Origin of the sequence: Kosakonia oryzendophytica, assembly GCF_900094925.1 — a bacterium.
In the GTDB taxonomy this organism is placed as follows: Bacteria; Pseudomonadota; Gammaproteobacteria; order Enterobacterales; family Enterobacteriaceae; genus Kosakonia; species Kosakonia oryzendophytica.
Map to the genome: position 1 here is coordinate 164,970 of NZ_FMAY01000001.1, position 20,306 is coordinate 185,275.

A 20,306-nucleotide genomic window follows, 5' to 3' on the forward strand; every position below is an offset into this window, starting at 1 on the left:
TTACTTATCCCTCTTCCTCATGAAATATCTGGCATATATATCTGTCAAACGAGGACAATTATATTTTAAGAAATCAATCGTTTTCCGAGAGAGATGTTTATTCAAAATGCGATGTGTAAGTGAATGAGTGAAATTAACATTTTGTGTTTTCCGTAAAATTTCATTCTCACGTCGTAAAGCGGTGATCTGCTCGTGATATCGTCTGCTTGCTGTGTCATTGACATCTTTTACAAAGAAATGCTGCGTGGCGCCAGAAATCACCCATTTATTACTTTGCTCACATACAGCTTTCGGTGAGGGTAAGTCACTAAACTTGCGTGAGAAGCGTTGATAATCATCGAATACATCTTTAGGAACAGCGAACATATCATAATTATCATGATTGCTAATATCATCACGGATAGCTTTTATTTGTTCTTCAGTAAACATCGAGACAAGGGATGTTATAAAACTTTGGTTAACGATCACATCACTTGAATCATCGCCAATTAATTTATCGTGACCTGAATATGTGAAAGCATCTTTCATGCAGGAAACATCAGCTGTTGTCTCCAACGTGGGCCCCCAGCCGATCTTGAAATAACTATCAAGAACTATCCACCAACCTTGAACAGCTCGCGAAATACTTGTGTTTGAAACAACATCATTGATCTGTTCACTTCGGCGATCTGCAATCTCACTAATGTGCGGCAAATTCCAGTAAAAGTGTTGCTTAAAGAGTGCCTGTTCTCTGAAAGGATTGAAAAAGAAAGTTTGTTCGACCGCTAAACGGTTATATAGCAACTCCATTTCAGCAGACAAATTCACTAGCTTCTTAAGATCGTTAATATGGCCAAAGAATTGAGCATCACCGCATAGGAACGGATATAGAGTTTGCGCATACTCAACCAGAATGCGATTTTTCAACCCAACATTGGCAAAATCATTCGTTACAGGTGTCCCATGCTCGAATTCATGCAGCATAGAGGCATGATTATCAGCTAAGTCAACTCTAGTTTTTAATACAAACTGATCTTGGTTCTTTAAAGCGCTCAGTCCGTAGTAGAAAGCTAACATCTGATGTAGCTGATGTCCGCCTTTAAGCACTAAACGAGGCTCTTCGACTTCGATGATTCTGACATTCTTGCTTTCTAATTCTTTACGTAAGCCAGGATAGTTATCGAGCTCGTTAATCCAAGTCGAGTATATAATTTCGTCAACACGTCCCTGATCGCGCCAATCAAAATAATTCTTAAGTTTAGTAAGCAATTTTTCCTGGCTTCTTACTAAGCCACAAATCACAACAGAAACGGCCATGATGATTATTCCAAATTATTTATTCGTAACAACTTCTATAAAATTTGACGCCTTCTTCAAAGGGACCATCAAATAAAACTTGACCTTTATCTATCATAACCAGTCGGTTACAAACACCTAGCATCTGATCTGGAGCGTGAGTTGCAATGAAAGCTGTCGAAGATATATTAATAGTATCCATCAATTTCGCATTCGCTTTTTTCATGAAAAACTCATCACCGCCACCAAGCACTTCATCGAGCACTAATATGTCAGGCTTTTCGCTAATGGCGATAGCGAAAGCGAGTCGACTTTTAAAACCAGTGGATAAATGTTTATACTGCTTGTAACGATCGTCGCTCAATTCACAGAAATCAAGAATAGACTCAGCAAGTATCGGAATGTCATTTTTCTTGACGTTTTTTATTATTAACGACAGATTGATATTCTCAGCCACACTCAACTCTTCCTCGAGCCCAATCCCAGCGGCCAGAACAACAGTTGGTTTTTTTTCTGTCCAGACGGTCCCACAACTAACGGGATAGATGCCTGAAAGTACTTTGAGAAAGGTCGTCTTACCATTCCCATTTCGTCCTACTACACATATTTTATCACCTTCATTAGCAACAAAATGTGGTATAGAGAGAATCTTTCTTTTTTTCCGATTCACATCTCTGAAGTTAAGAATCAGACTTTTCAGCGATTGCGGGCGCTCAGCTTCCGGTACTAATAATTCAACATTTTTAAATTCAACTGTTTTTTTCATAAGTTAATTACCGTTTTTTTCCCGACCGCATTTGATAGCATAAAACCAAGTGAAACAGTAATCACAGCCAATACAGTGGGTATAGCAACCAACTTCAGAGAAACCGGATCACCCATAAAAAGAGACTGAGACAAGAGGATAAAATACGTAAAAGGATTGAAGCTTATTATTGACGCAGCTAAACCTGTCATCGCTGATTTTGCATATGCGATTGGAGTGAGCCAAAAAGCAATCTGCAGGAAAATCCCCATAAGATAAGGGAGATCACGCAATACCGGAGTCAAAGTAGCCAAAATCATTCCAAGCCCGAACAAAAATATAAGGAGAATAATCATTAAGACCGGAACTAATAGTAGATTAAACACGGGGACGTGGTGAAAAATAGCCAGAGCAATAGCAATAAAGTAAAAAGGAATCAAAATGATGACTTCGGATAATATATCTGACATAACTAAAAGATTATGAGAGATATTATTATTTTGCAGAAGTGCCCTTCTTGAAATAAGGCTCTGACAACTCCTCAAAAGTGCACTTTGAATCACTATCCAGCAATTCAATCCACTAATTAACCAAAGCAATATATTTTCAATATTACTTTTAAAAACGTGAGTCATGATAAAGTACAATATAGCCATTTGTGACAATGGATTCATTAAACTCCATGTCCACCCGGCATATGTATTAAGAGACCTTTTCTGAATCTCAAATATTGCAAGTCGCAAGCTGCTATAAAACATTATTTCATACCTTAGTAAGCAATATCAAATTTTAGTCTGATATCTATTTACCAATTTTCAACAAAGAACGCTTCATTAAGAATCTATAATGAGATAAGAGTCCAAAAGAAAACTACCGAAGCGAGTGGCACATTAGTATTCTGATAAAAGGAAATTATCGCTACACTATATATTTGTCATTCAAAGCACCAGGTAACTTTACAACAACATTTGTAGCATCTGTTATTGCCTCAAATGAACTTATTTCACCAGGCGACAGAACAATAATATCGCCTTCATGCCATTCTTTATCCAACATTTTTATTGTGCCGCTAATTACAACGGTAACCTCAGTTGCAATCTTGTGATAATGGGCATCTTCTTTATCACCTTGTTTGTATTTTTTAACTGCAACTTCACAACTTTCCGTTGACAGGGCTGTTGGCGAAAATCCGCCAACAAACCAGCCTTTAATCATTTCATCAAGTTTAAAATTTTTCATAAGTGACAGCACTATTCTCGAATTGGTTGACTTGTCTTTCCGTTTTCAATGGCTTGTAGTCACTAACTTTCAAGTTACGGACCCCAATCTGCATCTGGCGGAGAATCAATTCATTAAAAGTTGGGGCGACGTAGAAGCGCTCATTAACACTAGCATTTTTTCTAATGATATTTTTTGCAGCTTCAAGAAAATCACCGGTGCGTGCAAACCAAAATACACCGGCAGTAGCCTGCTGGCTTATAGGTTTTTGCTGTGCTGCTTCAATAACGAATCCCTTTTCATCCAAAGAAACATATGAATAACGAGGATGAATCGATTTAAAAACAAACGTGCCGCCATCTAGTTTGTTTTTTCTGAACTCATTTAGTGCGTCAGTAAAGTCAAGATCAACAAGCTCATTTGCACTGATGATCAACAACTCATTAGCAGCATCAAGCTGGCTCGCAGCCAAAAGAGCAGTACAAGCAGAACCTTTAGTTCCTTCAGGTATTTTTGAAACAATACAATTCGGTGCTAGTAACTGAACAATACGGTCAAGATGATATTTTTCTATATCTTGCTCAAGCAAGGCAAAACTATATTGAGCGTTAGAAATACCTTTGGTGTTTATAACGATACGCTCAATAAGTGAAACACCATCGGTCTCTGTCAAACAAAGAGGGTAGCCACCGTCACGCTGTTCATTTGTAGTGGGACCAGCAGCAAGGACAAGTATGTTAACTGCCATAAATATTTCTCCTAATCGTAATGAAGATTACAGTGTTTTAATCCTTGAAGATATATTCGTGTAATTCGTATCATGAACATCGCGAACAACAAGTAAATGCCCACCGGCAGCTTTTGCAGCTTTAATGCCATTTTCATTATCTTCGACAATTAAACATTCCTCTGGTTTAAAACCAAGAGTTTTCATTGCTAATTGATACATTTCAGGATCAGGTTTACCGTGGGTAACATCTTCATTGGAGATCATCAGGTCAATATAACCAGACAGTGCTGCTTTATCCATCATCGTTGTAACGGTATTTCTGATTGAATTTGAACACACTGCAATTTTGTAGCCTTCAGCCTTCAGACTCGAAAGCGCATACTCATGAATAAATTGAGGTTTGCATTGTGTGTGCACAATTTCCATCGTGTATTGCTGCTTCATTTCATTGATAAAATCATGCAACTCAGATGGTAAGTGCCTCTCTTTACTGAGCATTTCTAATTTTTTTTTGGTCGGCAAACCATCAAAAGTCGTGAGATGATCAAATCGCGATATTTTCATCCCGAAAAGATCAAGTGCTTTGTTTAGTGCTTCGTAATGCCACTCTTTTGCATCAATAAGCACTCCATCCATATCAAACAAAATTGCTTTAATTGTCATAGCTGCCTCATTTACCAAAAAAATACTCACTCGCTTTTTCAGGGACATCAGTGCAAAGGATCAAATTTGATTCTCCACTAAAAGGCAACAGCATTTCCCATAGTCCCTTATTTTCCCTGCCATGTAACTCAGAGGAAACGACGCAAACACGTTTCTTAGTGTCCAACAAAGACAATATTGTTTCCGCGGAGTACCACTCACCATCGAATGCATCCAGCCATACTCCGGCACATTTATCCAGCCATATAGCTTGTGTTTCTACTTCACTAATTCGAGTAAAAACAGCCAAGGGACTGTCAAAATAGCCGCGCATATCGGGAATTGACATATCAAACACGAAGCAGTCGAGCGTTGGGTAATTTTCCACCACACTCGCCATTTTATTCGCCAAGCCATCGGCTTTCACATTAAGTGCCAATGTAAGCTTATTTTCCACCGTACCATATTGACTTGCATGCTTTATGAAATCATCAAATGGAACAGAGTTAACATCAGCAATATCATGAGAAATAACTAATGCACCATGATAATCACGAACATCTGTCTCAGTGCCATAGCCCAATGAGAAAGAACGAGTGAAAGCAATCTCTGTATTTTTCTCTCCAGATTCTTTCCAATAACCTCTATGAGAAATAATTTTCATTTAACTTTCCCCAGTGCTTCGTTGCATATAGCAAGCGACAGGAATAAATTTAAGTCATCTGGAATTCCTAAGCCATACATCCCATTAGCTTCTGAACCGACATTGAAAATGCCAACCTTATGATTTTTATCATTTATTAATTGATTATAAGTTGGTGCGACATAAAATTCATTATTAACACGTAAATTACTATCAATCATAGCTTCTGCCGCCGCGACAAAATCACTGCCATGCTTAAAATTATATATTCCAACAGTGGCTTCATCAGAGATAACCACTTTTTCAACCACTTCCCGGACTAAATTATTTTCATCAACTTTAACAAATGACCATTTAGGATCATTTGCGGTCATAGTCATAATTAATCCATCAAGGTTTCCTGTTTCCATAAAATCAAGATAATCATCTATATTAATATCGACATATTGATCACTATTGGCGATCATAAGCGCATCTTGATTATTTATGAGATTTTTGGCAGCAAGTACTGTACATGCTGCACCTTCAGTCAATCCATTAATTTCAATAACTTCAGCATTTGCAGACCACGATTTCAACTTTTGCTGCAGTCCATATTTCTGAGAGTGTTCTTTTTGACAGATAAAAATAAAACGATGAGGTTGCGTCGGCATAAGATTGTTAATAACCAATTTAATCATTGGTACTCCATTTATCGGAATCAATGGTTTCGGATCAACATATCCAGCTTTTGCGAAGCGACTTCCAGCACCAGCCATCGGAATAACAATATTTATCATTTGACACCTGCAAAAAAATTACATACAAAGAAAGATCGGTTTAATGATGAAATCCCATTTATAGGCACATATTCATCAGACTTTATTAAGCATTATCGCACACAAAAACGCCAGACTACCGAAAAGAGTTTGTCTGAATAATCTTATTTTCGAGAAAAGCCAAATCCTCTGAATCAATCCAGATTGCCTCGCTCGGACAAACCTATCGAGAATTTTTTTATTCTCATCAGTCAATTCGATATCCATAATGCTCAATACTTCAAGATTCATTTGGATCCAAGTCCTGTATCGGCCATCCAATACGCCAAGTAATCGACTTAATCGTGCCACGAGACTTTTATTGGCACCAATAATGTTACTTTGATGTTGCCTGTAAAGTATTGTTGGCTCTGCATCATAAATCACGCGACCACCACAGCCAGACACTAGTATATATATCCACCAATCATGTGATACAATATCTTTATCAACGGGGGTTTTTATGATTATCTTTCTAGTTGCGCGATTAAAAATCATAGTATTACCGCCAGCTATGCTTTGAACCAGTGCATTCCTGAAGCATGGATTTTTTTTAAAATGTGGCGAGTAGCCTAGATCAATATTTTTCTCATCGACTAACTTTGTTCTCCCGCAATATAATTCAGGAAGAACTGCATCTATATCAAGTTTTTCAGCCGCTATTTCTAATTTTCTATCTAGCCATTCATCATCTTGATCGCTGAATGCATAATAGTCAAAGTCCTCTGGAACTTTGTCAACAAGAGACAAAAAATTCCATGCAAATCCCTTTCTAGGCCCCTGAAAAAGTATTACACGTTCATTACCCAGTCGCTCTTTATACTCATTAATTATAGATATTGTTTCATCCGTTGAGCCATCATCAGATACATACAACACCCAATTATTATGGGACTGTCGGATAATTGAATCAAGTTGCCTCCTGATATAAGCACTACCATTATATGTGCATAGCAGTATGGCTATCTTCGATTTATATTTCATATGTTAGTCGAATTGAGCATCTTTCAAAAGCAGACCTACTGCATCCTTTGCAGATAATGAGACATCATCAATTTCAGGCCATGTGATATTTAGCTGCGGGTCATTCCAGAGTATGCACCTTTCAGCATGTGGAGCATAATAATTCGTCGCTTTATATAAGAACTCAGCTGAATCCGTGAGTGTTAAAAATCCATGAGCAAACCCCTCAGGGATCCATAGTTGCCGCTTATTTTCCGCACTCAACTCGACGCCAACCCATTTGCCAAAAGTGGGAGACGAAGTTCTGATATCAACTGCTACATCAAATACGGCCCCGAAAGCGCACCGGACGAGTTTACCTTGAGAAAAGGGAGCTAACTGGTAATGAAGCCCTCTCAAGACATTTTTTTTTGATTTTGAGTGATTGTCTTGTACAAACTGTACATTTCTACCAACTGCTTCATCAAAAAGATGTTGGTTAAAGCTCTCGAGGAAAAAACCTCTATCATCCCCGAATACCTTAGGCTCAAAAATAAGAACGTCCGGAATGGTTGTTTTAATTACATTCATTTGATTGCTTCTCTAATTTATTTACCAAGTGTTTCAGTGATGACTCTTCTTACTCCAACGCTCCAATGAGGTAGTAAGACATTAAATGCTTTTTGAAATTTTTCGTTTGATAAGCGTGAATTTAATGGCCGTTTTGCTGGCGTTGGATATGCAGAAGTTTCAACATGATTTACTTCTTTTATCTGTAACTTTTCACCGTGCTCTTTGGCAACATCGAACACATATCTTGCATAGTCATACCAGGTTGTTTCACCGCTTGCGACCAGGTGATACGTGCCATATAGCGTCTTACCTTCGCGCTCCGTCCTGATTGCAATAGCAGTACAGTCCGCTAATAATTCAGCTCCTGTTGGTGCGCCATGCTGATCGTTAATAATCGCTAATTGTTCTTTTTCCCGCGCCAGCCGTAACATTGTTTTGGCAAAATTAGCGCCTCGCGTTGCATATACCCAACTGGTACGGAAGATAAAGTGCCGAGGATTGTGCTTAGCGATCGCGAGTTCACCCATCAGTTTTGTTTCGCCATAAACATTTAATGGGCCGGTTGCTTCATCTTCAGTACGATAATGTGAACCTTCACCATTAAAAACATAGTCTGTGGAGTAATGGATCAGTAGTGCACCCAGCTTTGCGGTTTCTTTCGCTATAACTTCGACGCTGTCAGCATTCAAACGCTGTGCCAAATCCCTTTCACTTTCGGCTTTGTCCACTGCGGTATGCGCTGCGGCATTAACAACAACATCAGGCTTAATACGACTGATTGTCTCAGCAATACCATCAAGGTTAGTCAGATCACCACATAACTCTGTATCAAAATAATCAACAGCGATCAGGTCTCCCAGTGTAGAGAGTGAACGTTGCAGCTCCCAACCAACCTGACCATTCTTTCCAATTAGCAAAATTTTCATTATTTATCCGACGCTGGGTTCACATGTTTTACTCATTAATTAGCATGAGCAAATAACGACCATAGTCATTCTTGGCCATTCTCTTCGCCTGCTCTGCCACTTGTTCTTTGCTTAACCAACCTTTACGGTATGCTATCTCTTCGAGGCAGGCCACTTTCATTCCCTGCCGTTTCTCGATGGTGTGAATAAACTGTGATGCTTCAACCAGACTGTCATGTGTGCCTGTATCCAGCCAGGCAAAACCACGCCCCAGCAACTCAACCTGCAAACTACCACGCTCAAGATACATCTGGTTTAATGTCGTAATTTCAAGTTCGCCGCGTGCCGAAGGTTTTACTTGTTTAGCCATTTCGACGACGTTGTTATCATAAAAATAGAGCCCGGTCACTGCCCAGTTCGATTTTGGTTTCAGCGGTTTTTCTTCAATAGAAAGCGCTCTAAAGTTCTCATCAAAATCAACAACCCCAAAACGTTCAGGATCCTGAACCTGGTAGCCAAATACCATTGCGCCACTAGTCAGTTGCGCCGCCGCTTCGAGTTTTTTACCAAAGCTTTGACCAAAGTAAATGTTGTCACCCAGCACCAATGCACAAGGCTCATTATTAATAAACTCTTCACCAATGATAAACGCCTGCGCAAGTCCATCCGGTGATGGCTGGACGGCATATGTCAGATTGATGCCGAATTGTGAACCATCCCCTAAAAGTCGCTGGAAAGCTGCCCTATCTTCAGGCGTAGTGATAACTAAAATGTCACGAATTCCTGCTAGCATAAGCACAGAAATCGGATAAAAAATCATTGGTTTGTCATAAACAGGCAGCAGTTGTTTTGAGACACCTAAAGTGATCGGATAAAGACGGGTTCCGGAACCACCAGCAAGAACAATACCTTTCATCATCTATTCCTTAATTAATCCGCCAGTCCCAGACGTTCGCCTGCGTAGGAGCCATCCATAACACGCTGCCACCAGCCCTGGTTATGCAAGTACCACTGAACGGTTTTGCGGATGCCGGATTCGAAAGTTTCCTGCGGAACCCAACCCAACTCATCTTTGATTTTGCTGGCGTCAATAGCATAGCGCAGGTCATGTCCCGGACGATCGGCAACATAGGTGATCAAATCGGCAAAGTGACTAATCCCCTCAGGTTTATCAGTGATCACCTCATCAAGGATGGCGCAAATCGTTTTGACCACATCGATGTTTTTACGCTCATTATGACCGCCAATATTGTAGGTCTCGCCGACCACGCCTTCGGTGACGACTTTATACAACGCACGTGCGTGATCCTCTACGAACAGCCAGTCGCGGATCTGCTCACCATTGCCGTACACCGGCAGTGGTTTGCCAGCCAGCGCGCTGAGGATGATCAACGGGATCAATTTCTCAGGGAAATGATAAGGACCGTAATTATTCGAGCAGTTCGTTACCAGCGTAGGCAACCCGTAGGTGCGACGCCATGCACGCACCAGATGATCGCTGGATGCTTTAGAGGACGAATAAGGGCTGCTCGGCGAGTAAGGTGTTTTCTCTGTAAACAGGGGCAACTCAGAGCCAGCCGGAACCTCGTCAGGATGTGGCAAATCGCCATAAACTTCATCGGTAGAGATATGGTGAAAGCGGAACAGGGATTTACGTGGTTCATCCAGTTGCGACCAGTACTTGCGCGCCGTTTCCAGCAACACATAGGTGCCAATGATGTTTGTTTCGATAAAAGCGGCAGGGCCTGTGATAGAGCGATCAACATGACTTTCAGCGGCCAGGTGCATTACCGCATCCGGCTGATGTTCAGCAAAAATGCGCGCCATCGCCTCACCATCACAAATATCAGCGCGTTCGAAAGCGTAGCGCGCATTATTTTCAATTTCCGTCAGTGACTCAAGGTTGCCGGCATAGGTTAATTTATCGACATTAACCACTGCATCCTGAGTGTTATTAATAATGTGGCGAACTACCGCTGAACCAATAAAACCTGCACCACCAGTGACCAGTATTTTCACGAGAATTATCCGCTCTTGCTTTTCAATGTATTGACTTAAAAAAACCAGGAACCCAGGCCTGTTACTCGCAACCAAATTTCAGATACGCTACCGCCCCTGGCTCTACAGCTACCAGTATACTGTGTGTACGACTCGACAATTTAAAGTTGCACCAACGCCTATCGGCGACTTAATTTTGCCCACCGCCCGGCACAAAATGCTAAACGCGTATTCTCCGCTTAAACAGCGCTGGAAACAAGGAAAAATCTCATCGACATCTTAGCGTTGTATATCAATCACTACCTTTTTTAGTGATTGATTTTAATAATGAAAATAAAAGGGCAGTAAGAATATGCTGAAGACGTAATCGTCTTATCGCCACTCTTCACTGCCCTTACGTTCGCTATTCTAAATACACGTTTTACGATTGGTTACTGCACCAGCAATTTCTTAATGCTGTCGCGGAATTTCTGCCCTTCTTTCAGGTTACGCAGCCCGTAGTTAACAAACGCCTGCATATAACCCATTTTTTTACCGCAATCATAGCTCTCGCCGGTCATCAGCATCGCATCAACCGACTGTTTGTTCGCCAGTTCAGCGATAGCATCCGTCAACTGAATACGTCCCCAGGCACCCGGCTCGGTTTTTTCCAGCTCAGGCCAGATGTCTGCGGAAAGCACATAACGCCCGACCGCCATCAGGTCGGAATCCAGCGTCTGCGGCTGATCCGGTTTTTCAATAAACTGCACAATGCGGCTCACTTTACCTTCGTTATCCAGCGGCTCTTTGGTCTGAATAACGGAATACTCAGAAAGATCGCCTTTCATACGCTTCGCCAGCACCTGGCTACGGCCGGTTTCAGCAAAACGCGCCACCATGGCGGCAAGGTTGTAGCGCAACGGGTCGGCCGTCGCGGTATCCAGTACGATATCTGGCAGCACAACCACGAACGGATTATCGCCCACGATCGGACGCGCGCACAGAATAGAGTGACCGAGGCCCAGCGGCTGCGCCTGACGCACGTTCATAATGGTCACGCCCGGCGGACAGATGGACTGTACTTCTGCCAGTAATTGACGCTTAACACGCTGTTCGAGCAGCGCTTCAAGCTCATAAGAGGTGTCGAAGTGGTTCTCAACGGCATTTTTTGACGAGTGAGTCACCAGAACGATTTCTTTGATCCCTGCAGCAACAACTTCGTCGACGATGTATTGAATCATCGGCTTGTCGACGATCGGTAGCATCTCTTTAGGAATCGCTTTTGTGGCGGGAAGCATATGCATTCCCAGACCTGCTACCGGAATAACTGCTTTCAAATTAACCATTGATTTCTTCCACCTATAAATAATGGGATGAATTATAAACCTTTGCCCTGTTTTAGCCAGTGGGTTCGCAGCGTGCGACAGTGAAAGATGTTACGCCGAATGTCACGAGCAAGCAGTAGATGTAATCCTAACCCCTGGGTCAAAGCACCAGGATTTATCGTAAAAGCCTCGCTTGCGGTCATTACGACTTTTTCGCGGGTAAGCGGAAATTCAGATTATCGACATTCACCACATGCTGATCGACACGGTCGATGTCCACTGAACTTTGCCCGTTCTCATTAACCGCATGCACGTTCGCCAGTGACAGCAACGTGTCCTGTTTTGCCATAAAGCGACCCCGCACATCTTTGCGTAAATCAAAGTTTAGCTTCAGAGCCGGACCCACCGATGCCTGCTGCATGATATTGATATTACGTAAGAAAAGGTGCTGAGGTTTGTTGTGCAGTTCCAGCGTGGCTTGCTGCATTTTTACGTTAGTGATCGCCACAAACGAAGTGGCATTGCCGGAGGAAATCTGAATACCGCGCAGCTTGTATTTACTGCTGGTATTATCCTGGCGGATATCGTTCAGTTTGAAATTCTGCGGAATGGAAAGATAGTTCCCTTTGATCACGCCGTAGCCAATCAACATACCGGCGCTATTGTCCATGCTGATGTTATCAATCACAAAGTTGTCGCAGCCATAAATCGCCACCGTGGCATTATCAAGACCGGCTTTTTTACTGAAATCCGGCGTGATGTTGCGAGCTTTCACGTTGCGGATAATGAAGTGCTTGCCGTTCTCAACGTGCACCAGTTGGCGGCAATTGCTGCCAGTGATATTGGCGACGACAAAGTTTTTCACCGCCTGATCTTCCGGATAGGTGTTGTCGTAAGTACTTCCTGCCAGACCAATGCCAATACCCCAGTTGATCTTGCCGTTAGTACAATCGATATTGTCGATAACATGGTCGGAGATCAGAATGTTGCGATCGTTGATAGCGACATTCCACTCGATGGCGTCCCCCTGCAAGTCGCTGAAGCGGCCATTGGTGATGCGCACGCCGTCAAACTGGTTATGGTAGCCCTGACGCAGAATGCCATAATTGGCCTTTGTCACCGTAATCTGATCAATCAGCAGATTGCGCATCACCCGGTTGTCTTTGCCACCAATGTAAATCTGCATCACCGGCCCATAGCCGCTCATCGCCACCCCTTTGATTTCACAATCGGAGCCGCGCACATCCAGCGTAATATTGTAAAGGTTGCCGCCATCCTCGCCGATCACACGGCTACCATCCTGCAATACAATGCGCCCACGACCATTGCCTTTCAGCGCACCGCGCACCAGCAATGTTTTGCCTGGCGGAATGAAAATCCCGGTATTGATGTTTTCACACACCAGCCCTGCGGGGATCTCAACCGTTTGTCCGGCGGCAAACGCGTCGTTAAGCGCCGCAGGCCAATCATTATGATTGTATTGACGGATATCGACAGTGCCGTTACCGCCTATCGCGCGCGCGACCGTGGTATGCAGAAGGGGTAATGCCGCCAGTGCTGAACTGGCGGCGAGGAAAGAGCGTCGGGTAAAAGATGTTGATGATTTGCAGGCGGCCATAAAACCTCTGTTTAAAGCGTTTGCAGCAGACTTGCCAGTTGCTGGTTGATGATTTTTTGGTTGAAGTCAGCTTCGACTTTCGCGCGTGCCCGGGTCACCACCGGGGTGAGATCGCTATCCTGCATGGTTCCGAAAGCGGCTAAACGCTGCGCCAGCGCTTCAGCATCTTTTTCCGGTACCAGCCAGCCAGACTCCCCGGCGTCAATCAATTCAGGAATGCCGCTGTGCACCGTCGAAACCACCGGGATCCCCACCGCCATCGCTTCCATCAGCGCAACAGGGATCCCTTCCATATCGCCGTCTGCGCCGGTAATAGACGGCAAAAGAAACACATCCGCTTCATCCAGAAGCGCTTTGACTTCATGGCTCGGTTTAAAGCCCGGCATCTCGATCACGTCTTCCAACTGGAACTGTTCAATCAGGGTACGCAAGCGCCGCTCCCAAGGCCCCATACCCAGAATGCGATATTTGAACGCCACGCCGCGCGCTTTCAGCAGACGGCAGGCTTCAATCGCCACATGCAGCCCCTTCTTCTCGGTCAGGCGGGCGACAGAGATAATTTGCAACGGGCTTCCCGGCGTTTTGACGGGCCGCAGACTAAAGCGCGTCATGTCTACGCCCATACGCGAGACGGCGATTTTTTTCTCCGGGCAGCCCATCTTTTTCAACCGCCCCGCCCATAAATCGCTGATCGGCAACATCAGGTCGCCGCGCTGGAATAATCGCTGATACTCTGGCGTGTAGTGGTTCAACACGTCGCGGTGTGAAACATCAATGCCATGGAAAACCGTGGCAATTTTGCCTTTCAGCACCCCAAGCTCGCGCAGTTTCGCCGCCGTAACGCCAGCAGGCCCAAAATGGGCGATAAACACATCCGCAATAAAGGCGCGCGGCGCAAGCGCACAGATAGCCGAGAGGATCAGGTTGCGCGCTTCATCGCCATAACGCGACATATTCAGCGCTTTCCACGTCGACGATTTCCAGCAACCCCGAGCGATTGCCTGCGCGCGGTAACTCAGTTTCGCCAGTTTCCCTTCCGGTTCAGCCAGCAGCCAATGTGTTTTTTCAGCCAGCTTATACTCCGTATATGCGGCATGGGTGTTATTCATATCGCCCTTATGCAGGGCGACAATCTCCACCTCAAAACCCATGTTAATAAAGGCGACAATCTGGTTAAGGACGAATGTTTCCGACGCTAAGGGAAACTTCAGCAAAAAGAAGCTGACTTTCATTTCGCCCCCTGCACACGATCCAGTACCGATTTCACCATCTTCATTCCCTGCTCCCGTTCCGCTGCTACGGCGACTGCCAGTCGCGCGTTAATGGCAGGCAGTTGCCCGAGGGTATCCGCTGCCATCGCCGCCAGAGAACCATCAAGCAGATGACGGATATCCACCGCCATTTCCGGCATGCCCAATTGCTGCATAATTCCGGCAGATTTGTGTTCGTAGTTGATGGCGATCGCCGGTGTACCGAAGTTCATTGAAATAATGGCGGAGTGCAGACGCGTCCCGACGGTTAAATCGCAGGCGCCGAGAATTTTGCCCATTTCCAGGTCGTTCAGTTCGTCCATCACCACGTGGTAGCGCGACGGGTCACTGACATACTGACGTAAATTGAGCGCCACCATGCGGTCATCTTTGTTGTAACTATCAATACCGGTGCAGGTCGACAGCGCAATCACCTGGTAACCTGCATCAATAATACGGTTAACGACGCCGGCAAAAGCCTGCTCATAAGCCTGTTGAGTGGTATTCAGGCGCTTGTCGAACGGTGCCAGTTCACGCAGGGTAATCGCCACCGTCTTCTCTTTCGCCGCCAGATCCAGCCAGTGCTGCACAGCATAGCTGGCCACAAAATCGGCCTGGTGATGCGCCACCAGCCAGGCGGTATCCACACCCTGCTCCACTTTGTCGGTAGTGATATTGCTTTGCTTCATCAAATTAAGGCTGACGGTTTCGCGCAGGATCAACGCCTGGCAATGGCCGAAGACATAATTGGCCAGTTGGTTGAACTGCTCGTTCTGGAACGGCCCAACGCTGTGGCCGATCATATACAGCGGCTTTTTCGCCATAAACGTGCAGAGCGCATGTTCAAACTGCGGAACGCCATACAGATCAACAAAAAAGGAGCCGCCCACCTGAATAATGGCGTCATAGCCGGAAAGCAGGCGCACAAAATCGGTAAACCCCTGTGCAATGGCAATATTGCGCAGTTTGCCGGTATCGGTCACGCGGGAAAGCAGTACCTGATGCTGGTAGCGGCGACGCAGGACTTTCTTGACCCGCCCCATCAATCCGGCAGCATTGTTCTGTTCTTTCATTTGGCTGTACAGCGGGTCGCCCATCACCGGGCGATTTAACAACCAGGATGAACTCACCGGATAGCGGCTCATCACATCCACATCTGCATCAGGCTCAATCAGGGCAATAGCATCCAGCAATCCGCGTAATATTGCGCTGTCACCACGGTTACCGCAGGTATGATTGCCAAGGATCAATAATTTCATAGCGACCTCTTAAAGGGGTTCAATAACGTTTCTTAGCCTGCGCGGAGCAGCGTTTTTAATTTCTCGTTACGGCAAAACTGGCGCTTCATCTCCACCACCAGCGCATTACGCGATACCACCAACATCAGCACGAAAGCCACAACCCCCGCCGCGACCTGAATCGCCAGCGTGGCAGCAAGGGGCAAATGCCCGTTCAGTGCCAGCCCCAAACCGTAGCTCACCACCAGCGTCGGCAATGAGAGGTAGAACGGCAGCCACAGGCTCAAAATGTACTGGCGGTAACTGGAACCGAGCACCGGTTTGATCATCACGAAATAGCTCAGAACGGTATTAATGATTTGTACCAGCAAAAAGCCGAGGGTGACGCCCAGCGCGCCCCCCATGTGCCCGCCGATAATAATGGCGGGAATAAAAAGAAACGTTTTAAAGACGTTGAATTTAAAGCTGATATCCACCCGCGCTTTCGCCATTAACAGCGAACCTATCGGGTTTCCTACTGCGCGTAACAAGCCAACGATGCACAACAGTTGCAGGATGGGAATAATGCTGCTCCATTTGTCACCGAAAACCAGCGGCACGAAGTTGTTTGACACCACCATCAGTCCGAGCAAAACAGGAAAGTTAATGATCCCCACCACCGACAGTAGCTTGTAGAAGTTCACGCGCAGCTTTTCGGTATCGTCCTGAATTTTGGCAAACGCCGGGAACAAGACACGGGTAATGATCGGGTTGAGCTTCATCGGCGGGACAACGGCCACGTTGTACGCCAGGTTGTATCCCCCGGCGACGCTGGCGCCGAGGATACGCGCCAGAACCAGCGTTGAGAGGTTGGTGTTGACATAATTGATGATACTGTCTGCGGTCAACCATGCGCCAAAGCACAGGTTGGAACTCACCGACGCCAGTGAAAAATGCAGCCCAGGACGGTAGATCTTACGACCAAAGTAGCCAAACAGCAGCGTACGCACGGCGCTGTTGACCAGATAACCAAGGATCGCTGTCATGGCGAGCGGCCAGAAAAAGGCGCTAATGACCGTAAAGCTAAAACCCGCCAGTACGGAGAGCGTTTCGATCGCGCCGATTTTGTTGAACTCCAGCTCTTTTTGCATCAATGCACGGAACTGCTGGCCATGCGGTATCACCACAAAAGCCAGCGACAGCGTACGGATAAGCGGCGCCAGGTCAGGGTTATTCAGCACATGAGCAATCACGCCGCTCAGGGAGAAGACCGCCACACACACCACAATCCCCAACCCGACGTTCAGCCAGTAAAGCGTCGTCAGCTCAAGATGACTTATCTCTTTGCGCTGGATTATGGAGTTCGCAATGCCAAAATCAGACAGCGTATCCGCCAGCGCGATAATCACCAGCGAGATCGTCAACAAGCCAAACTGGTGGTTATCGATGATGCGCGCCAGTACCGTCATCTGCACCAGCCCCAGACCAATGATGGTCAGCGTGGCCATGGCGGACCACTTTGCGCCGCTGATGGTTTTTTCTCTCAGGCTCATGACCTTTCCTTAATACGCCGCTTTGTTGACAAAGCCTTTAAAGATGGTCAGAAAAACGATTTTGATATCGAACCACAAGCTCCATTCGCGAATGTACTCCAGGTCAAATTCGATACGTTTTTCCATTTTTTCCAGCGTGTCCGTCTCACCGCGCCAGCCATTAATCTGCGCCCAGCCGGTGATCCCCGGTTTCACTTTATGACGGAGCATGTAGCCTTCAATGAGTGAACGGTATTGTTCGTTATGCGCAACCGCGTGCGGGCGTGGTCCCACAATGGACATTCCCCCCGTCAGCACATTGATAAACTGTGGCAATTCATCCAGCGAAGTACGGCGCAGAAAACTGCCAACGCGGGTCACGCGCGGATCGTTCTGTGTAGCCTGGGTCACGACTTTGTCGTTCTCCATCACCTTCATGGAGCGGAATTTCCACACTTTGATGGGTTTCCCATCCATGCCATAGCGCGTCTGACGAAAGATAATCGGCCCCGGCGAGCTGAGTTTCACCGCCACAGAAATGCCCAACAGCACCGGGGAAATCAGCAGCAGAATCAAAGAAGAGAGCACAATATCTTCGATGCGTTTCAGTATGCGGTTAATGCCGGACAACGGCGTGTCATACAGCGGCACCACCGGAACACCGTTTACCTCTTCAACACGGGAATGCAGGATATTGAAAGTAAAGACATCAGGAATCAGAATGACGGAGCAGGTGGTGTCCGCCAGCTGACGCACCAGATTCTTAATGCAAGCAGCATCATTCATCGACATCGCGATGTAGACATTATGGATTTTGCCGGACTTGGCGTCATCGACCAGTTGCTCGAGGTTACCCGCCCAGTCAGTGGTAATGCAACCCGGTTGCGGATCGTGGTAAACACCGACCACATCGAAACCCAGCCACGGTTCATTGCGAAATCCTTCCAGTAACTCCTGCCCCATTGGCATATCACCCGCCACCGCGACACGACGGGTGTTATACCCCAGGTTACGCAGCCAGCCGGCGCCAAAACGGATCACCGCACGACTTATCATTAACCCCATACTGGTTAACAGATACCAGGAGAGATAAATTCTGAAGGTATTATCAAAATCATTGCTGAACGCCAGCAGCCCTGCGCTGAAAATCAGGCTCAGCGTCCAGTTCTGCAACAACAACGTCAGTTCGGTCATGATCTTAACGCCCCGCCACGAGCGATAAAAATCCGTCATTCCGCCAATCATCTGGAAGACAACCAGGGTAATCAGAGCCATCATAAGATGCATGTAGAAAAACGGCAGCGCATTAACTTTGCACACTACCCAAAGTCCGCCGAACATAATGGTGATGTCGGAGAAGCGCTGCACGATAGAGATTAACGATGCATTCGTTTTGGCCCGATCGCGCTTTTTTAGATTCGTCATCGTTGTACCTGCCTGTATGTTCACCCTCCCCGACCAAGGGGAGGGGAACGCCTGATATTTACTGATTCAACAGCGCCAGAATTTCCTGCGTTCGCGCTTCCATCAACGGCACATTCTGGCGGGATTCCACATTGAGACGCACGACCGGTTCTGTATTGGACGAACGCAGGTTGAAGCGCCAGTCCGGGAACGCGATGCTGATGCCATCCGTGCGATCGATTTCCTGTGCCCCCGGTGCGAAATGTTGTTCGACGCGGGCAATCGCCGTTGCCGGATCGGCCAGTTTGCTGTTGATTTCACCACTTGCCGGGAACGCTACCATGCGGTCACGAACCAGTTCGGCCAGCGTTTTGCCTTTCAGGCACAGCAATTCCGTTACCAGCAGCCATGGGATCATGCCGCTGTCGCAATAGGCAAAGTCGCGGAAATAGTGGTGCGCACTCATCTCGCCGCCGTAAATGGCATCTTCTTCACGCATGCGCTCTTTAATAAACGCGTGCCCGGTTTTCGACATCACCGGCGTGCCACCCGCACGGCTGACAACGTCCACGGTGTTCCAGGAGAGGCGCGGGTCATGAATGATCTTCGCCCCCGGATGTTTTTCGAGGAACGCTTCCGCCAGCAGGCCAACAATGTAGTAACCTTCAATAAACTGGCCGTCACCGTCGAACAGGAAGCAGCGGTCGAAATCGCCATCAAACGCGATGCCCATATCCGCATGGTGTTCAATCACTGCATTGCGGGTATCCGCGCGGCATTCCGGCAGCAGAGGGTTAGGAATACCGTGCGGGAAGGTGCCATCCGGTTCGTTATGCACTTTGACAAAAGTGACCGGCACGTTAAGCGCCTTAAAACGCGCCTCAATGGCGTCGATCACCGGACCGGCCGCGCCATTACCGGAGTTGATCACCAGTTTCAGCGGTTTCAGGTTGCGGGTATCGATATACCCCAGCAGGTGGTCGATGTAGGCATCACGCAGGTTGATTTGTTTATAGCTGCCGCGTTTGCTCGGGTTTACCGGAGGAAAGTCATTGGCTTCCGCCAGGCGCTGCACATCGCGCAGCCCGGTATCGCCGCTGATCGGGCGCGCACCCTTACGCACCAGTTTCATGCCGTTGTAATCCATCGGATTATGACTGGCGGTCACTTCAATGCCGCCATCCACGCCAAGGTGGAAGGTCGCGAAATAGATCTCTTCGGTACCGGAAAGCCCGATATCGAGTACATCCACTCCGGCATCCTGCAGACCTTTTGCCAGCGCCATTTTCAGCGCCTCGCTGGTCTGGCGAACATCGCCACCCAGCACAATGGTCTGCGGCTTCAGGTATTCACCGTAGGCGCGGCCAATACGCCATGCAATCTCTTCATTCAGTTCTTCGCCCAGCTTTCCACGGATATCGTAAGCTTTAAAACAGGTTAATTTTTCCATCATTACCTCTTCTTCAGGCAACAGTCAGCCTTGACCGCAAAATGGCCATATATAATTGATTAA

General features: G+C 46.2%; 20 protein-coding genes. All 20 read right to left on the reverse strand.

The features are described 5' to 3' along the window. Positions 1-1,296 carry a hypothetical protein gene (locus GA0061071_RS00835; protein ID WP_061494106.1) on the reverse strand — a complete coding sequence of 432 codons (1,296 nt, stop codon included), beginning with the start codon at positions 1,294-1,296 and terminating at the stop codon, positions 1-3. 19 nt (positions 1,297-1,315) lie between these two features. Then, the gene (locus GA0061071_RS00840; protein ID WP_061494104.1) at positions 1,316-2,041 is read right to left on the reverse strand and encodes an ABC transporter ATP-binding protein; all 726 of its coding nucleotides are present in this window, start codon (positions 2,039-2,041) and stop codon (positions 1,316-1,318) included. Beyond that, positions 2,038-2,778, reverse strand: coding sequence for an ABC transporter permease (locus GA0061071_RS00845; protein ID WP_061494102.1), 741 nt, complete (start codon positions 2,776-2,778; stop codon positions 2,038-2,040). The genes GA0061071_RS00840 and GA0061071_RS00845 overlap by 4 nt, the downstream gene beginning before the upstream one ends. Positions 2,779-2,938: 160 nt before the next feature. Then, on the reverse strand, positions 2,939-3,259 hold the full coding sequence (locus tag GA0061071_RS00850; protein ID WP_061494100.1) for a cupin domain-containing protein: 321 nt from the start codon (positions 3,257-3,259) through the stop codon (positions 2,939-2,941). Further along, on the reverse strand, positions 3,246-3,986 hold the full coding sequence (locus GA0061071_RS00855) for a glycosyltransferase family 2 protein (protein ID WP_061494098.1): 741 nt from the start codon (positions 3,984-3,986) through the stop codon (positions 3,246-3,248). The genes GA0061071_RS00850 and GA0061071_RS00855 overlap by 14 nt, the downstream gene beginning before the upstream one ends. A gap of 27 nt (positions 3,987-4,013) precedes the next feature. Continuing rightward, positions 4,014-4,631 carry an HAD family hydrolase gene (locus tag GA0061071_RS00860; protein ID WP_061494096.1) on the reverse strand — a complete coding sequence of 206 codons (618 nt, stop codon included), beginning with the start codon at positions 4,629-4,631 and terminating at the stop codon, positions 4,014-4,016. A gap of 7 nt (positions 4,632-4,638) precedes the next feature. After that, a complete protein-coding gene (locus GA0061071_RS00865; RefSeq protein ID WP_061494094.1) occupies positions 4,639-5,274 on the reverse strand; it encodes a PI-PLC domain-containing protein in 636 nt (211 codons plus the stop codon). Then, entirely contained in the window at positions 5,271-6,032 is a 762-nt protein-coding gene (locus tag GA0061071_RS00870) for a glycosyltransferase family 2 protein (protein ID WP_061494093.1), read from the reverse strand. The genes GA0061071_RS00865 and GA0061071_RS00870 overlap by 4 nt, the downstream gene beginning before the upstream one ends. Before the next feature lie 75 nt (positions 6,033-6,107). Then, positions 6,108-7,034, reverse strand: coding sequence for a glycosyltransferase family 2 protein (locus GA0061071_RS00875; RefSeq protein WP_088238047.1), 927 nt, complete (start codon positions 7,032-7,034; stop codon positions 6,108-6,110). Positions 7,035-7,037: 3 nt separating this feature from the next. Next, positions 7,038-7,583: a dTDP-4-dehydrorhamnose 3,5-epimerase gene (gene rfbC / locus GA0061071_RS00880; RefSeq protein ID WP_061494089.1), complete on the reverse strand. Its 546-nt coding sequence runs from the start codon at positions 7,581-7,583 to the stop codon at positions 7,038-7,040. Between the two features lie 17 nt (positions 7,584-7,600). Next, a complete protein-coding gene (gene rfbD / locus GA0061071_RS00885) occupies positions 7,601-8,491 on the reverse strand; it encodes a dTDP-4-dehydrorhamnose reductase (protein WP_061494087.1) in 891 nt (296 codons plus the stop codon). A gap of 28 nt (positions 8,492-8,519) precedes the next feature. After that, positions 8,520-9,386, reverse strand: a complete 867-nt coding sequence (gene rfbA, locus GA0061071_RS00890; protein WP_061494081.1) for a glucose-1-phosphate thymidylyltransferase RfbA — start codon at positions 9,384-9,386, stop codon at positions 8,520-8,522. 14 nt (positions 9,387-9,400) lie between these two features. Beyond that, a complete protein-coding gene (gene rfbB, locus GA0061071_RS00895; protein ID WP_088238048.1) occupies positions 9,401-10,489 on the reverse strand; it encodes a dTDP-glucose 4,6-dehydratase in 1,089 nt (362 codons plus the stop codon). A 410-nt stretch (positions 10,490-10,899) separates the two neighbouring features. After that, positions 10,900-11,793, reverse strand: coding sequence for a GalU regulator GalF (gene galF / locus GA0061071_RS00900; RefSeq protein ID WP_061494078.1), 894 nt, complete (start codon positions 11,791-11,793; stop codon positions 10,900-10,902). 181 nt (positions 11,794-11,974) lie between these two features. Next, positions 11,975-13,390: a colanic acid biosynthesis protein WcaM gene (gene wcaM / locus GA0061071_RS00905; protein ID WP_061494077.1), complete on the reverse strand. Its 1,416-nt coding sequence runs from the start codon at positions 13,388-13,390 to the stop codon at positions 11,975-11,977. A gap of 11 nt (positions 13,391-13,401) precedes the next feature. Further along, complete coding sequence (gene wcaL, locus GA0061071_RS00910) at positions 13,402-14,622, reverse strand: colanic acid biosynthesis glycosyltransferase WcaL (RefSeq protein ID WP_088238049.1); 1,221 nt, start codon at positions 14,620-14,622, stop codon at positions 13,402-13,404. Beyond that, positions 14,619-15,899: a colanic acid biosynthesis pyruvyl transferase WcaK gene (wcaK, locus tag GA0061071_RS00915; protein WP_088238050.1), complete on the reverse strand. Its 1,281-nt coding sequence runs from the start codon at positions 15,897-15,899 to the stop codon at positions 14,619-14,621. The genes wcaL and wcaK overlap by 4 nt, the downstream gene beginning before the upstream one ends. 32 nt (positions 15,900-15,931) lie before the next feature. Further along, positions 15,932-17,410 carry a colanic acid undecaprenyl disphosphate flippase WzxC gene (gene wzxC, locus GA0061071_RS00920; protein ID WP_088238051.1) on the reverse strand — a complete coding sequence of 493 codons (1,479 nt, stop codon included), beginning with the start codon at positions 17,408-17,410 and terminating at the stop codon, positions 15,932-15,934. 9 nt (positions 17,411-17,419) lie between these two features. Further along, positions 17,420-18,814 (reverse strand): undecaprenyl-phosphate glucose phosphotransferase, encoded by a 1,395-nt coding sequence (wcaJ, locus tag GA0061071_RS00925; protein ID WP_061494073.1) that lies wholly within the window; start codon positions 18,812-18,814, stop codon positions 17,420-17,422. A gap of 58 nt (positions 18,815-18,872) precedes the next feature. Beyond that, positions 18,873-20,243: a colanic acid biosynthesis phosphomannomutase CpsG gene (cpsG, locus tag GA0061071_RS00930; RefSeq protein WP_061499857.1), complete on the reverse strand. Its 1,371-nt coding sequence runs from the start codon at positions 20,241-20,243 to the stop codon at positions 18,873-18,875. Between the last annotated feature and the right edge of the window lie 63 nt (positions 20,244-20,306).